Origin of the sequence: Agromyces binzhouensis (assembly GCF_004135055.1) — a bacterium.
In the GTDB taxonomy this organism is placed as follows: domain Bacteria; phylum Actinomycetota; class Actinomycetes; order Actinomycetales; family Microbacteriaceae; genus Agromyces; species Agromyces binzhouensis.
Genome location: NZ_SDPL01000686.1, coordinates 1 through 994, shown reverse-complemented (window position 1 = coordinate 994; position 994 = coordinate 1). Strand labels below are relative to the sequence as shown.

Sequence of the window (994 nt, the reverse complement as noted above, 5' to 3'; positions counted from 1 at the left end):
CCTCCTCGCGCGCGCCGCATCGTGGCCGGCACCGGGACGACGCCTGCTCCGGGCGGCCGTGACCGTGCCGCTCGTCCTGCCGCCCGTCGTCGGCGGGATCGCCCTGCTGCTCCTCCTCGGCCGCCGCGGGGTGCTCGGTGGCGCCCTCGGCGACCTGTTCGGCATCACCGTGCCGTTCACGACCGGGGCGGTGGTGCTCGCGCAGGTCTTCGTCGCGCTGCCCTTCCTCGTGTTCGCGGTCGAGGGCGCGTTGCGCTCGGCCGATCGGCGCACCGAGCTCGCGGCGGCGACGCTCGGGGCGTCGCGCTGGCAGGTGTTCCGCCACGTCACGCTTCCGCTCGTCGCGCCCGGGGTCGCCGCGGGCGCCGTGCTCTGCTTCACGCGGGCGCTCGGCGAGTTCGGGGCGACGATCACCTTCGCCGGGTCCCTGCCCGGCGTCACCCGGACCCTGCCGATCGCGAGCTACCTCGCGATGCAGACCGATCCCGACGAGGCGATCGCGCTCGCGCTCCTGCTGCTCGCCGTGTCGGTCGGCGTACTCCTGCTCCTCCGCGACCGCTGGCTGCCGGGGGTGCGCGGATGACGGCGGCGACGCCCGCGCACCGGCCGGGGCCGTCCGACGCGCGCCCGGCGTTGCACGCGGAGGTGACCGTCACGCGCGGCACGCATCGGGTCGAGGCGTCGTTCGAGGCGCTGCCGGGGCATCCGCTCGCCGTCATCGGGCCGAACGGCGCCGGCAAGTCGACCCTGCTCGCCGCGATCGCGGGCCTCGTGCCGATCGACGCGGGGCGCGTGCGGATCGGATCCCGCGACGTCGATCGCCTCCCGCCGGAACGGCGGCGGATCGGCGTGCTGTTCCAGGACTACGTGCTGTTCCCGCACCTCACGGTGCGCGACAACATCGCGTTCGCCGCGCGCATGCGCGGGTCCCGGCACGCCGCCCGGGCCGCCGCCGAGCCGTGGCTCGCACGCTACGGCCTGGCCGCGCTCGCCG

2 protein-coding genes are annotated in these 994 nt (G+C 76.6%); both read left to right on the top strand.

What is annotated here, in order from left to right:
- Positions 1 to 583 (top strand): molybdate ABC transporter permease subunit (modB, locus tag ESO86_RS17645; RefSeq protein ID WP_129236029.1); only part of this gene is annotated, 583 nt, incomplete at its 5' end.
- A 62-nt stretch (positions 584 to 645) separates the two neighbouring features.
- Positions 646 to 994 (top strand): ATP-binding cassette domain-containing protein (locus ESO86_RS17640; protein WP_165308356.1); only part of this gene is annotated, 349 nt, incomplete at its 3' end.